Genomic DNA, 13,862 nt, shown 5'->3' with positions numbered 1-13,862 from the left:
GGAAACAACCTTTTATCCATCTAAATACCATATTTATCGCCTCCAATATAATATTGCATCTTTTCCATTATTTGGCAAAACCTTTGTTAACAGTGCCTAGGTACTTACATACAAATACCATATTATCATATGTTGCATTATCTTTTGCCCAAGTAGCATAATCCGCCGCCTGTGTATATAGAGATTTTGTAGTTTCACTTATTATATCTAAGCCTTGAGTCGCATAGTCAGCACTCAACTTATATAAAAATTCCATATCATCTTTGAGTGCGCTAGTATCATTGGCTACCTGTGTACATAGAGATTTTTTAGTTTCGCTTATCGTGTTCAAGCTCTGAGCAACATGGTCAGTACTCCACTTATATAAACGCGCCATATTATCAAGTATACCTAACTTGCTGAAAAGCCTCATACTTTGGCTATCTGTACCCAAATCAATAATTGATACAATCATACATTGTATAACAATGCTTTTAAATGTAATATCTAAAAGTCTAGAACTATCTTTAAAAAATGAAAAATACTTAGAGCAAAAGTGGTAATTATATGCAAACGTTGAAAGAACATTAGCGATAAATGCTACTTTTTCTAAGGCATAAGAGACCGTTTGATTTTTTACTAATTCTGGATTTACTGCATGTATGACAGATGCCAATACAGTCAGTGGCCTTGCGACACCAAGTATTAATTGAGAATTATTAATGTTCTCTGAGGATTTAAAGCTTGATATAAGCTTATAGCATGCATAATAAGTTGGAAGTTTTGCTAGGGCAAATTTATTAGATACAAACTTTATGAATTGTATTTCTACACATTGCCTAATGTAGGCAGTTAATTGCCCTGTAACGAAATTTATTGCTGTCTTCTTGGCAAATTCATCAAATGCTTCCGTTGTAATAGTATGTGGCGCGGTTAATTTATGAACAAAAGAAAATAGATACGGCAATATATATGATAAAGGTTGTAATGCATATGAAGCGTTAGCTGCATATTTTGTAACTTGGTTAGTTATGTGGTATTCTCCTATAGGTCTTGCGGCAATGCTTTTCAGTTTTGCCAGTAAAAACCCTAGAGAGATATCTAATTTTAATGTCAGGCCCGCTAAAAACTCTCTATTATCTCTCAATACTTGGTTTAATGCATCTGTCACTCCTAGCATCTTATCTTTATTATTTTGCTGATCAAGTAACATGGCTAAACGGGCGTTATTGATATTCACATTAGCAGTTTGAGTTCCTGCATACTTAGTTGCTGGAGCTGGTTGTGTCTTAGCTGTATTATTAGTTACTGGATCGGTTTGCGTCGCAGCTGTATTATTAGTTGTTGGATCGGTTTTCGTCTCAGTTGTATTATCTAATACAGGTAGCTCTGGATCGGTTTGCATCCCATTTTCCTTATATGATACAGACAACCCATCAGTAATTTTTATAAAAGTATGCCCACCTCGCTTTTGCTGATCTAACTGTACTTTTAAGCGATGATTTTCTTTTGCTAATTGATTACATTCTTGCTCTTTGGCGATCATTCTTCTCGATGATGTATCTCTCTCTTTCTCTGCAATAGATACTTGCCTTAATAACTTTTGCCGCTCACTTACAGCCCTTGTTATTTTTGCTAAAATGGTATTAATGCTACCAACCTCATTTGGAAGCGATGCTACATCCTTAATGAGTTTGCCCAATAAGCTTATCAAGCCTGGCATTTGTCTTGCTAATTCAGCACATGCTTCTGCTTCTGACGTTACATTACCAAGAGCTTCATATGCACGCTTTCCAGAATACCCTACATAACCAAATTCCTCAAGGATCTCGCCTAATTTATGCGATGCTTGGAGTAAAGTGGTCCTATTCATGTCTTCCTTTTGCAGCTCCGTAGGATCATGAGCCAGAACAAAAGATCCCATATCATTATCATCAGCGCCGTTATGTGCACTATCATCTAGCGTTGTATCATCTTCTGGTGAAAGAGATACAAAACTATCTAAGCTCCCTTCTGTCTCATAAGATGCAGAACCCTGAGATTGATCAGCGACCGCTTGATTATCCTTTTGTACGCCTTGTTTCATATTATCTGTAAAGTAGAAAGTTAAGAAGATTTACTCCATATGTATCATTACTGGCAGCTCTGTATAAGTCATAAACAATGCCGAGCACGCTAAACATAATTCTTTAGACACTATTTCACCTAGAGATATTTTTTATTAGAAAGATCTGTGCCCTGATTTCTAAACCGGCCATCAATCACCGGTTGAATATACCACATATGTATAATTACCAGCAATTCTATATGAGCCTAAAACTGACCTAATTAAGGCAAACATAATGTTTATAAATAAGAATTGGTAGAGATGCTTGGTAGAAAATGGTGAGAGCTGGTGGAAGTGTGCTTTAAAAATTTGGCATTCCTACATATGCAAATATTGTGGTGGATAGAGCCTTATAGTGGATGTTGTTTGAGTGGCATAGAAAGCTCTCAATATATAACTAAAGCATGGACAGCTTTTTGTATAATCATTTTATTATTTAACAAAACATTAAATGATTAGATTTCGCCGCCAAACTAAGTGATGGATATACATGATATAGCTGTTTTATTTGAGGTGGCGTAGATGGCAAGTAATATAGCTAAGATAGTATCAAATGGCGCAATAATTGCTCTAACTTCTTAACTCCTATTTTATATGACGTTTTATACTGACATAGCTATATTACCGCTTATATCTATGATAATTCAGTTTAACTCATTATACATAACCCAATCCTGAAGATCTCTAAATAAATAGAGGTTGATACATATAGTTTGTTGGGAATGTTTTTATCAACATACTTTCCCCTTAAGAATTTCATCTCTGATTGTTGTGATAGCCCTGCTCTCTATTTGCCTTACCCTCTCCTTAGAGATAGAATACTTCTCACCTAATTCACCTAATGTCATTGGGGTTTCAGAATACCTATTGACAAGTATATCCCTCTCTCTAGTAGAAAGCGTAACCAACGCACCTTCGAGCTTTTTTTTGTTCTTAAAATTATCAATTTTATCTAAAACAAAATTTTCACAATCAGTATCATCGCTTATAGTATCACCAACAGTTAGTTGGTCATCACCTATAAGATCTCCCATATATGAAACAGTATTCGGCCCAGCAAGCTCCATATCCTTAACACTAACGCCCTTGGCCCTCTTTTCCATATCTTCTATCTTACCCAAGCTAAAAAAAAGTCTCTTCTGAAGAGTAGAAGAACCAACTTTTAGAGCGGACCAACACCTTAGTATATATGATTGTATTGCGGCCTTTATCCACCACATTGCATACGTTGAGAGCCTATTTCCCAAAGAATAATCAAACCCTCTAACAGCTCTCATCAGCCCTATATTTCCCTCTGATATAGCATCTTGCATTGATACATTATAGCTACGAAAGGTTAGGGCTATCTTTACCACCAACCTCAAATGAGAAGTAACAAGCATATGAGCAGCCTTTACATCACCATCCGATTTAAACTTTTTAGCCAATACATCCTCTTCCTCCTTAGATAAAAGAGGGAATTCACTGACCTTTGCAATATAAGCAGAAAGATCAGAAGTATACGCAGGTACTAAACTCATACGAATATAACCACATAAACCCCTATGTGCAGGATCATATGCTAATTTAATACTGTGTTCAAGCCAAAGTTACGCCATAACCCATAATTAAAAACCACAGCTAGCAAATTCAAGAAACTATAGCTGAAATAGGAAAAATTAACATAAATACAACATCATAGTTAATTTAGCACGTTGTGAGATTTTAGATAATCAAGATCTGATACAAATGCAGCACTCAAAAAGCTGCAAGCACAACTAAACATCACTATAATTCCGTATTTTAGCCAGATACCCATAAACGAGTGCTAAATTACCACTACAATTTTTAGCGTATAACATCACGTTCACAGATATTCCAGCTAAATGCTATAAATTATATAACTTTAATATGTAAAGCTGCATCAACTAGATTACTAATTCACAGCTCACATCATGCTGCTGACAATCTACCTCCGTAGCACAATCATGGTTATTAGTATCTTCTGTGCAATTAGCAGTATCGAGTTCTCCTATTAGACGAAATTGTGTTACACATTCCAGGGCCTTCAACATCTCATCTTTGCTTTGTATAGGATAATTCACTGGATTTTCAAAATAGTTAAAGAACTCTTCTGTAATTACACGAACACCCATTACAGCACTGACATATTTCCCATGAGGAAGATCGATACCACGTGCATCGTTTATTAGATCGTTATGAGAAGCTCTAGTAATAGACCTATCTAGCATTCCCATTACATCCCCAATATTTAACGGGTAATTACATTTATTCAGTAGATCCGCTAAATATGGTTTTAAAATAAAAGGATCAGCATACTTTTCCATTGTAAACAATAACATAAACAAAATCATATGCTTTGATATAATTTTATCTATGTCAATGTGTTTGCTAAATTATATCCATAAGAGAAATATGCCGCAGTTGTTGATTTAAGCAAAGAGTAAATAACTAATATATATTATAAAACCTTTTTGATTCTTGTTTGTTAATAAACTAGCCTTTTTGAGGTTTTGAAAAGTTTTTAACAGTTTCTTAAATGGTTACAGTATTTAGGAGATAGCGTTATTAGGCGTTTGACTATGAATTTAACAATATCAAAGAGATTTATAATCTGAACTTATGAAGTTGTTGAAAGAATGTTTAAAAAACATCCCTTCTTATGGTTGCTGTAGTACATCTATTTAAAAGGTATGATTTTTAAGAAGTTTTAATGTGAATTTTAAACACCTTTTTAACATTGTTTCATACAAAATAAGTAAAATTTTTAATTATCAAATCTCTTTTTAAGCCCTTCATATATTGGTTCAATGTTATAAGTGGTGGAAATTAGATTCCTACTCAAAATAAAGCTTCAACAGTAGTTTGATATCATGCTAGATCTTATTGTCATATCAATGACATTTTTATTTAATATACACTCGCTAGACAATTCACGATTTTCCCCCTCTTTTATTAAGTGGCTTTTATTAGGCAGCCTCGAATTGAAATGAATATTACTTTGGTAACATTGCTCTACTGGCGCTTTAGTTTAAGATTGTTATATTGACTAAAAAGTATCACAAGCGCTAGCTGATATATTTGTAGCAGTAACAAATAGCCTCATTTTTACTATTTTATTTTCCATCACACAGTTTATTTCAATTAATTTTTCATTAATTACGTAATTAGTCAAAAATTATTCTTGTAAATTAGTGCAATTGTGTGTAACTAGTATCGTCTAGGTTCTTGAAAAACGATTTTGGGATAGCTTTTCTTTGTGTGGTTTTTCATGATTTAACTACCATCTCTTCTTTGTGGTAGGGTTGTTTTTTTCTTTGATCCCGTAGCTCAGCTGGTAGAGCAACTGACTTTTAATCAGTAGGTCACAGGTTCGAATCCTGTCGGGATCGCTTTCTTTTCCAATAGATGAGAAGAAGTGAGATAGTTAGTAAGTTAAGATATATTTAAATAGCAATAGCTTTAATTGATTAGTGTATACAATGAATATTAGTACAGTGATTGTACTAATTGTGAATTATGTGTGCTATATATATAAATACATCACAGATTTTATGTTGAGATGCATCTATTATTGTTAAGTAGCAATTAGTTTACAACGCATAACTTAACAATAATAATAGTATTTTTTTATATCTAAATAACAATAAAAGAGTTACATAGCTAACTTTGGAAATACTTTAGTTATCATTGAGTTAAGTGTAGTAAAATGAATTGCTATATAATCATTTTATACAGCTTTAGTTATATAATTTAGACACCTATAGCTAGATAGAGGTAACGCAACAACGTAGAGTTGTTAGGATTTAATTATTAAGTTCATCATGTTATAAAACTGTATTATTTTCCATCTTCCAACTTAAGGTCCATTATGGATTGCTTTATTTTTAGCTCTATTTCTTTGAAATCAAATATATTACTGACTTCTAGACCATTTATAAACATAACTGGTGTTCTATCTATTTTAAGTTCATTACTAGTTTTATACATTTCATCTATTATATTTCTCTCAACCTCTTCATTTTTCATACAATTTAGAAGATCATCTTCGTTTATTCCAGATAATTTTGCTATATTGAGTATTCTTTTTTCATAATCAGAGAAAAATGCCCATATAGATTGAGATGTAAGAAGCGCCTTCACAAAATCAAAATACTTATCTCGTCTACAATATGTTAGCATTGCTGCTTTTAATGAAGGGAGATTTGTAGGAAACTGCCTACTAACATAAAGCACGGTTCCTTTATCTATATACCTTTCCTTAATTCTCTCAAATATCGAATCTTGTCCAGAATGTATTTCCGCACAATGCGGGCATGTTAATGAAAAATACTCAATTATAACAACTTTTGCATCCTTACTACCAAGACAAAAATCATCTTCGGAAATATCCATAACCGCTGCGTTACCTATATTAGGAAGTAAGATGTATAAAAAAATCAAGAATCCTCTCATTAACCTCATCTGCATTATGGTTTAACTTAATAATTAATGAGAAATATAATCCAATAAACTCTTTCATCAATAAGAAGTTTTTCCAAATTAAATAAAATAACAGTATATAACTAGGTTGACTTGTAAATAGGAATGCACTCATATATATTATGATAAGGGTTTTACTGATTAGGAGTGCTATTATTGCTAGTTTATCAGTCATCCTTGAGTGTAGCTTATATCTAAATGAGTGGTAGTAGTTTTTTAATTATTGATGGTTCTGGTATTGCTGCAAAGCGTGGTGCTACAATAGATGCTGTTTGTGTTGATGAAAAAATTGATCTCGGGACAGATTTTTCTTCATTAATGGTAGATAATATAAAAGATACATGCACTTCAGCCTCATTGGATAACAAAACATTAATACAAAATGTGCAGATAAATTTAGTGGTTGAGGATCTTATAAACGAAGATGGCGGTACTAGTTTAAATACAATCTATGATGTTAATAAAGCCACTAGTATTAATATTGTTGCAAATGAAAACCCTTTCCTTTATTTGATGGCGGGAGATAATAAGAAATGTGATGTTGTTAACCAGGTAAAACCTAATAACGATTGTGATTGGCTCCCTAATCCTGATAGTAATCGTTTTTATTCATCGATTGATGATAGGCAGCTTGTAATAAATAAAGATTTTATACCCTCATTTTCTTGGAATAGTATACAGATATTAACGTCGCACCAAGCTCCTAATGCTAAAGTGGCGATAGAGCTAGATAGCCAAGATCTCTTAAATAAATATGAAGAAAAGATAGAGGAGTCTATTTGTATTTATACTACTGATGGCAAGCGTCATGATTTATCGCTTACTGAAAAGCTTATAGTTCCTGATTCAATAATATTTAAAAAGGCGGACTTGCTTCTTGGTTGCTCAGAACATAAGAGCACTAAGTTTAGGTTAGAGCATAAATCATTGGGGGAAATTACTGTAGAGATGTCTAGTGATTTGGGTAATAATCTAGATTTAAGGGTAATTGTTCCTAATATACGTGATATCAGAGAGCTAGAAAGCCAAAAACCAGGTATCGAAGATATCTTAAGAGAATTGGGATTTAATGGAATAAATGTAGAGTTTACTAATGATAATTCCCATAATAAGGATGGTGAGAGAAATAAATTTCAGTGGAGCTCTTATGAATTAGAGCTAGATTTTGATGAAAGTATCTTTGACAATGATTCTGCTTCATATATCGGATATAAGATGTCACCAGTTGCTATTTTGCTTGATATAATGGTTTAGATACTATGGTTTCTGCTACAGATAATAATAAACCTTCAGCTTATTCAGGAAAGGGTATGGGGGGGATTGGTAGTAATGCGGATGTAATAGATAAAATGACCGAATTTAATGAAGGGTTGTTAAAGCTTATGGTTGCAGAAGCAAAAAATGTAAACGTTTTAGAGGGGCAGAATAATAGCAGTAAGAATCTCTATGAATCGATAATGCTATTTATGAAAATGAACCAAGATATTCAGATGGGAAAGTTAATGCATGGTATGTCTGAAGCAAATAGTTTTGCTGGTGTTATTGGGCTACTTGGTAAGCCTGTTGCAATTAAAGACAATAAATTAACTTTTTATAATGGTAAGGCCTTAATAAAGCTGGATGGTAGCCTTAATGGCGATGAGAGGGTGACCATTTTTGATAATGCTGGGAATATTATTCACGAAGAAAGTTGTAAATTTGATAACGGTTTTATTACTATTACAGATGATATAATGAAATCGGCCACCTATACTAATGGCGATCTCAATTTTATAATAAAATCTGGTGAGACAGATCTAACAGAAAATTCACATTCTTATGTGCAAGCAGATTTTATAGAATACAAACAGGATCCTAATTCAAAAAAGAAAACATATTATATAGTTGCTGGTGGTAAGCAGATTGAAGTTTCATCAATTGAAAGTGTAATGAATCCTAGCTTTTTAGATACTAATAAGGTCAAAAGAGCAAAGAAAACATACGAATATGGAAGCTCTGGTTCGTAGGTAGGTTATAAATTAATCACGAGGGCAAACTAACTAATAACTATACCTCTCTCCACGTTAAATCCTCTTAAAAAGGCATCCCTATATATGACCTTTCTACCTTGTCTTTGCAATAATTCTGGTATCAATATACCACCTTCACACGCTATAGATAGGTTCTCATCTATTATAGTCCCAAACTTGTGCTTATGACTAGTTTCAATATAATTAGATTCCAATATTTTGATTTGCTCCCCTAAATATTTAAAATATGCTCCAGGTCTTGGGCTTAGGGCTCTTATTTTATTATGTATACTCACTACATAATCATTCCAATTTATTACCTCTTCTTCACTGGATAATTTATCGGCATATGAAACACCTTCTGTACTTTGTTTCTCATATACTGCAGTACCGTTACTCAATATCTCCATTGCTTCAATTAGGGCATCTGCACCAATTATAGCCATATTAGATAAGAGAAGACTGTATGAATCCTTATCATTTAAATCTAATTCTTTTTTTAAGAACACATCACCGGTATCTAAGCCTTCATCCATTTTCATTATGCAAACTGCGCTCTTTTTATCACCAGACATTATAGTCCTTCTTATTGGATCAGCTCCTCTCCACATTGGAAGGTTTGAAGGATGAATATTAATACATCCATATTTAGGCATATTTAGCACGTTCAAAGGTAATATGAGCCCATATGAACAGACAGCGATAACATCTAGCTTGAAAGATTCAAGTAAAAATAGAGTTTTCTCATCACGTAGATTTTTTGGAGAAAGTACAAGAATTTTATGCTCCTCACAAAACTCATAAACTTCATTTTTTGCCAATTTCATACCTCTACCAGCAACACTTGGAGGTTTTGTGCACACTGCTAAAAGTTCATGGTTACTTTCATATATGGCTTTTAGAGCGGGTAACGAAAAATCCGAAGACCCCATGAAAACAGTTCTCATATAATATATAGCTAATTACCGCACACCACACTTATATAACACACATGCTCTAATCAATATAAATAATTTTTAAGAATGGATAATATATAAGATGTGGGTTTCTTACATATATTAACACTCCATATATCAAGCAATTAAACAAAATTAATCAATTGTTTTGATTGATTACCACGGCAAACTAGTGTAATATATTGATTACTGGTAGATCAGATGATGTGCTAGTGATCTGTGGTAATGGATAGGATTAACGTAATGAATTCATAGTAAATGCGCTAATCATATACGTGTAATACATACTAAAGAGAACAAGATTGGTTAGATTTTATCTATAATGAAAGATAGTAAATTGCAAAACAACGACTTTAAACATAGACTGAAGAGTAGGGTAAGTGATAACCGTAGAGCTATAAAAAGAATGGGCGATTCATTAAAGAATTATAAGTCGCTTAAGCTCATAGAAGAGCTTAAAGATAGCTCAAAAATCTACTTTGATCTATATGAAAAACATATTCAGCACTTAATAAATTTGTTGCTAAGCAGGTTAAATCTAGACTTGGCTACTATGGATCAACCAAGACTAGATGGGTTTCAGAGATTATTGTTTAATGTGCTAAATCAAGATCCAAAACTAAAAAATGCCAAATTTTTGGATTTAGAAAAGATTGTACATAACTTATTAAATGGTTCTACAATAAGTACAAAGCATAATACTACAGAAATAAAGAATATAGATGTGGCTCTTCTAGGGAATGTAGAAGCACAATCATTAAGTAATATATCTGTTAGCAATCAAGAAATGGAATCTTTAATAGAGAAATTGGATTCTTTCCATATCTCTGATGAATCTGTTGCTAAGCCAGAACTTAAATCTATTCCTAGTGTTGTTGATCCTAAAGAGATTTATATTGGTTCTGAGGAAGGTACCATATCTGCAGATCTAACAGCGGATGAAGTAAAATGGATAGATGGTGATGGCCAGGTGGGGGAGGCTATTATAGAAACAGAGAGTGCTATCTATAGATCAACAGAAAATATACCAGTGCGTCAAGAAATTGATAATGGAGAGTGGGTTACAGTTAGTGCTAATGATTATACAGTAAGTGCACAGGAGGTAAATAACATGCAAGTTATGGTGTATACTGGAAATCAGTATAATACAGCCAGTCAACTTGATAATAGTGTTGTAAATCAAATAGTTAATGGTTATTTGTTTGGAGAAAAAATAGATGATCTTCCTAAATCTATTTTGGATAGTGATAATATACATGCTACATTGCGTAATGGTCATGCTCTTATTGCTTCTAAAGAAAAATTTCAATCCATATTAACTCATAGTATTGTTAATAATAATGAGTCAGATGTTGTGGATCTAAAACCTAAAGCAATAACATGGGTAGATAGCAAGGATACGTCTTACAGTGAGAATGCTATGTTTGCAGATAATAAGGTGGGTGGTGTGGATAACTCTCAAGGAGCAGATAATCCACAACCTGATTCGGGAGAAGGCTTGATACGGCATTTTAGCGATCAAAGACTAGATATTGGTATATCTTTGGATTCAGTTGATAATGCTGATGCTAGCGACAGTGATGATGATTCATTTGTGCGTGCTAAGGGACCATCTCACTATAATGAACATATAAAATTAGTAGAGGAGCTAGAGGCGCAATATGAGGAATCCTTCAGTGTAACGTCATTTGCTCAACAAGGAGATGATATTAGTAGCGATAATGAAATGAGCTTAGTGTCATTTGATTCACAACATGATCACTTGTTTCAAGAACCTAGGTTTTATGCTGGCTTATCAACACATAACATATTTATATCAGGGCTAGAAACTGATAAATCTTCTTTAACTCAAGATGAGGCTATAGAGGCACTGTACCATAGCATATATGGTGAATCATATTCATTTCAAGGAACTAGGTTTTATACTGGCTCACATAACATATTTGTATCAGGGCTAGAAACTGATAAATCGTCTTTAACTCAAGATGAAGCTATAGAGGCACTGAACTATGGCCCATCACAGTTAGCTGATGATAATCTGAAATCGCCATTGGATAGTTTTGCATTAGGTACGCTGCAAACTTGCTTAATAACACCAAATGTGCTGAAGGGCATCGCTTCAAATGCCAAGTTTTTGGCAACACCAAGCGTCAATAACGGCCTGATAGCTACTGCATCTACCTCAAATGCTATCGCTTCAGCTGTAAATATATTTAGACCTCTAAAATATAGCGGTATTGTGAACGGTTTATCTTATGTATCTATAGGTGCTGGTGCTACCTCTATACTTACACATAGTATACCAAAGCTTCTTGATGAGAATGATAAATATAATACTGTTGATTTTACATTGGATGTTGCCACATTTGGAGCTGGTATAGTATTAACACCATATGTAGTTCAGGGTACAGTCTATCTTACCTATAGTGTTTTAGGTGCAACAGTTGCTCCATATGCAATTCTTGGTGCAACTGCATATGCTGCTGAAACAGTTACAATGAATATAGCTGATATATGGAATGATAGGAATGAGTATTATAGATTAGGATATGGGGATGATGGATTTTGGAGCTGGTACTTTAATCCTTTCAAGGATAGCAAAAAAATGGATAGCTTCACGCTAGATAGTAATAGAATTTCCACAGCTTCAAGTAGTGGAGTTATTGGATCAGCTGCTCATTATATCTATGATCTTTCCAGTTCTATAATTGGCAGTACATATGGCCTTTTTACTAGCTCAGTAGTGGAGGAGAAGCAAGTAGATGTAAAATCTGAAACTGAGTGGAATATTTCTCAGGAGACATTTTATGCTAATACGGAAGATGAGTATAGTGCTAGAAATATGTTTGCGCGCTATTTTCCTAATGGTAAATTTGAATTTTTCTCATCAGATAAGGGGGTAAATGAAAAGAGTGCTACTAATGAGGAAAAAGAGATTGTGAAATCTGTTGATGTAAAAACTGATGTGGGGAGTGATGATGCATCACACGTATTATTGACTAGCTCAACAACAGTGGATGCAGTAGATGCAGAATCTGAAACTGAGGAAAATATTTCTCAGGGATTATATTGCGCTAATACGGAAGCTAGCTATAATGCTATGTTTTTGAGTTATTCTTCTAAACTTCCCACCTCAGTTGAGTAAGGAAAATTCAATGAAAGTAGTGTTATTGATGAGGGAGAAGAGATTTCAAAAGCTGGTGAGGGATCAGATGTTGATATCGAAACTAGTGTAAAACATGATGATAATGATGGCAATATTTCTAGTTCATTGAATATGGGTGATAATAATGAAAAGCAAGGAAAATGGGTGAGGGGTTTTATAGTTTACTGGCAAGAGAATTGCTCTAAAAACTCTGCTGTAAAAGAGGTTGCATTTCTTTCTGTCTCTGATCTTTTTGGAGCATCTAGTTTTTTTCCACTAGAATTTGATTTAGAGTTTTCAAAAAGAGGTGATCACTATTCCAAAAAAGCAGTTTGTTTAGCACTTGATCTTGTATCGGAAAAAACAATGACATCAGGCAATGTATTTAAGTATGCACATAGCTATGATGTACTTAATAGTGGAGATGAAATTAGTATGGAATTGGCCGCTAATCTGATGGATTGTTCTTACTTTGGAGAATGTGGTGGTGTACAAATTTAGTTTTTGTGCTCATAACTAAACACTTTTTATACTCTATAGTAAATTGCAATTGGTGTCATATAACTAGATAAATTCAGAAATTTAATCTAAATATTGAATCTGGGAATTCTTAATTCCCAGATTCAATATGGTGAATATGAGTAAATGGTCTTACAATCAATAAATTCTGTTAATATCATAACTCTCTCTCTGATTTATGAAGTGATGAATTGGCTATGATTACGACATGGCTCTAACTCTTTAATCAAAAATTGCTCTACCAAAATTTTTAAGTGAATCGAGTATTATTTGCCGCTATTATGGATGGTAAGAGTAAAATATGTGTTCAAGTATAAAAAGGGTTTTAAGGCGGTTTTGTTAAGTGTGTACAGCTCATTTTATTGATAGTGGCAAAAAGAAGGGTTAGGAAATTGCCTAAATGTGCGAAATTTAAGAATCATTGGGAGGGGTTTGTGAGAAATATCAGAGATCTGTATAGATATAGCTAAAGCTGTATAAAATGATTATATAATGAGTCATTTTGCGACACTTAACTCAATGCTACAGTAAAAGCAGTTAAATTATAGTCAGTACTATAGTATAGCTTGACAAAAAAGACAAAGATGTCAACGAGTAGATTTAAGAGAAAAAGTAATGAATTTTCTAAAGTTGGGTAAGAGCCAAACAGAAGCATCGATAGTTTT

At 33.5% G+C, this 13,862-nt stretch carries 9 protein-coding genes and 1 tRNA gene; 5 read left to right on the top strand and 5 right to left on the bottom strand.

The window, feature by feature from the left end:
- Positions 1 to 67: 67 nt before the first annotated feature.
- From Cyrtocomes_RS02985 to Cyrtocomes_RS02975, 3 genes are all read right to left on the bottom strand, one after another.
- Positions 68 to 2,065, bottom strand: a complete 1,998-nt coding sequence (locus tag Cyrtocomes_RS02985; RefSeq protein ID WP_322497726.1) for a hypothetical protein — start codon at positions 2,063 to 2,065, stop codon at positions 68 to 70.
- Positions 2,066 to 2,817: 752 nt separating this feature from the next.
- Complete coding sequence (locus Cyrtocomes_RS02980; protein WP_322497725.1) at positions 2,818 to 3,606, bottom strand: sigma-70 family RNA polymerase sigma factor; 789 nt, start codon at positions 3,604 to 3,606, stop codon at positions 2,818 to 2,820.
- Positions 3,607 to 3,993: 387 nt separating this feature from the next.
- Positions 3,994 to 4,428, bottom strand: coding sequence for a hypothetical protein (locus Cyrtocomes_RS02975; RefSeq protein ID WP_322497724.1), 435 nt, complete (start codon positions 4,426 to 4,428; stop codon positions 3,994 to 3,996).
- Positions 4,429 to 5,405: 977 nt separating this feature from the next.
- Between Cyrtocomes_RS02975 and Cyrtocomes_RS02970 the strand changes: the two genes are divergently transcribed.
- Positions 5,406 to 5,478 (top strand) — tRNA-Lys (locus Cyrtocomes_RS02970).
- A 448-nt stretch (positions 5,479 to 5,926) separates the two neighbouring features.
- On the opposite strand, the gene Cyrtocomes_RS02965 is transcribed toward Cyrtocomes_RS02970, so the two are convergent.
- Positions 5,927 to 6,541, bottom strand: a complete 615-nt coding sequence (locus Cyrtocomes_RS02965; protein ID WP_322497723.1) for a DsbA family protein — start codon at positions 6,539 to 6,541, stop codon at positions 5,927 to 5,929.
- A 225-nt stretch (positions 6,542 to 6,766) separates the two neighbouring features.
- On the opposite strand from Cyrtocomes_RS02965, the gene fliK reads away from it, so the two are divergent.
- Both fliK and Cyrtocomes_RS02955 read left to right on the top strand, forming a co-directional pair.
- Positions 6,767 to 7,822 (top strand): flagellar hook-length control protein FliK, encoded by a 1,056-nt coding sequence (fliK, locus tag Cyrtocomes_RS02960; RefSeq protein WP_322497722.1) that lies wholly within the window; start codon positions 6,767 to 6,769, stop codon positions 7,820 to 7,822.
- Positions 7,823 to 7,827: 5 nt separating this feature from the next.
- Complete coding sequence (locus Cyrtocomes_RS02955; protein WP_322497721.1) at positions 7,828 to 8,574, top strand: hypothetical protein; 747 nt, start codon at positions 7,828 to 7,830, stop codon at positions 8,572 to 8,574.
- Between the two features lie 29 nt (positions 8,575 to 8,603).
- Here the strand turns inward: Cyrtocomes_RS02955 and fmt are convergent, their stop codons facing one another.
- Entirely contained in the window at positions 8,604 to 9,524 is a 921-nt protein-coding gene (fmt, locus tag Cyrtocomes_RS02950) for a methionyl-tRNA formyltransferase (protein WP_322497720.1), read from the bottom strand.
- Positions 9,525 to 9,855: 331 nt separating this feature from the next.
- Between fmt and Cyrtocomes_RS02945 the strand changes: the two genes are divergently transcribed.
- The gene (locus tag Cyrtocomes_RS02945) at positions 9,856 to 12,678 is read left to right on the top strand and encodes a hypothetical protein (protein WP_322497719.1); all 2,823 of its coding nucleotides are present in this window, start codon (positions 9,856 to 9,858) and stop codon (positions 12,676 to 12,678) included.
- A gap of 132 nt (positions 12,679 to 12,810) precedes the next feature.
- Positions 12,811 to 13,179 (top strand): hypothetical protein, encoded by a 369-nt coding sequence (locus tag Cyrtocomes_RS02940; RefSeq protein WP_322497718.1) that lies wholly within the window; start codon positions 12,811 to 12,813, stop codon positions 13,177 to 13,179.
- Positions 13,180 to 13,862 lie beyond the last annotated feature (683 nt).

Origin of the sequence: Candidatus Cyrtobacter comes, from assembly GCF_034470605.1 — a bacterium.
Lineage (GTDB): Bacteria > Pseudomonadota > Alphaproteobacteria > Rickettsiales > Midichloriaceae > Cyrtobacter > Cyrtobacter comes.
This window is presented reverse-complemented; position numbering and strand designations above follow the sequence as displayed.

Bases quoted from the DNA above. Each gene is read 5' to 3' on its own strand.
- Cyrtocomes_RS02965 (WP_322497723.1), bottom strand. From the start codon at position 6,541: ATGAGAGGATTCTTGATTTTTTTATACATCTTACTTCCTAATATAGGT.
- Cyrtocomes_RS02940 (WP_322497718.1), top strand. From the start codon at position 12,811: ATGGGTGATAATAATGAAAAGCAAGGAAAATGGGTGAGGGGTTTTATA.
- Cyrtocomes_RS02985 (WP_322497726.1), bottom strand. From the start codon at position 2,065: ATGAAACAAGGCGTACAAAAGGATAATCAAGCGGTCGCTGATCAATCT.
- Cyrtocomes_RS02975 (WP_322497724.1), bottom strand. From the start codon at position 4,428: ATGTTATTGTTTACAATGGAAAAGTATGCTGATCCTTTTATTTTAAAA.
- fliK (WP_322497722.1), top strand. From the start codon at position 6,767: ATGAGTGGTAGTAGTTTTTTAATTATTGATGGTTCTGGTATTGCTGCA.
- Cyrtocomes_RS02945 (WP_322497719.1), top strand. From the start codon at position 9,856: ATGAAAGATAGTAAATTGCAAAACAACGACTTTAAACATAGACTGAAG.
- fmt (WP_322497720.1), bottom strand. From the start codon at position 9,524: ATGAGAACTGTTTTCATGGGGTCTTCGGATTTTTCGTTACCCGCTCTA.
- Cyrtocomes_RS02955 (WP_322497721.1), top strand. From the start codon at position 7,828: ATGGTTTCTGCTACAGATAATAATAAACCTTCAGCTTATTCAGGAAAG.
- Cyrtocomes_RS02980 (WP_322497725.1), bottom strand. From the start codon at position 3,606: ATGAGTTTAGTACCTGCGTATACTTCTGATCTTTCTGCTTATATTGCA.